Source organism: Trujillonella humicola, from assembly GCF_046233715.1.
In the GTDB taxonomy this organism is placed as follows: domain Bacteria; phylum Actinomycetota; class Actinomycetes; order Mycobacteriales; family Geodermatophilaceae; genus Trujillonella; species Trujillonella humicola.
Genome location: NZ_JBJNRJ010000153.1, coordinates 1 through 492 on the forward strand (window position 1 = coordinate 1; position 492 = coordinate 492).

Consider the following 492-nt stretch of genomic DNA (forward strand, 5'->3'; position numbering starts at 1 on the left):
CGCCTGGCAGGCGTGAAAATGTGGTCGGGCCGCCCGCCGACGTCGGTTCCCCGCCTGGGACACGATCCCGTAGCTCAGTCTGACGCTGGGGCCTGGACCTGAAGGGTCGCGCACTGTGCTCCGAGCACGCCGGTCAGATTTTCGGTTCCCTGACCGGGCCCCGCGGGCTGCCCGCCTTGCTGGTCAGCAGCGTGAAGGGCGGTTCAGGAGATGCAAGAACCCCAAGAGATCCGCGATGAGGAGCATGAACAGCTCATCGCGCGGGTGGCGGCCATCGATGTGGCCAAGGCGTCAGGGATGGTGTGCACCCGCGTCCCGCACGAATCGGAGTCCAAGCGGCGCCGTACACGGGTGTGGGAGGTGTCGGCGACCACCAAGTCGATCATGGAGTTGGCCGACCAACTGGTCGAGCAGCGGATCGAGCGGGTCACCGTCGAGTCGACCTCGGACTACTGGCGGGGGTTCTTCTACCTGCTGGAAGCACGCGGCCTG

At 66.7% G+C, this 492-nt stretch carries 1 pseudogene; it reads left to right on the forward strand.

Annotation, left to right across the window (positions count from 1 at the left end):
- Positions 1 to 264 precede the first annotated feature (264 nt).
- Positions 265 to 492 (forward strand): annotated as a pseudogene (locus ACK586_RS25515) (IS110 family transposase); the annotation flags it as partial.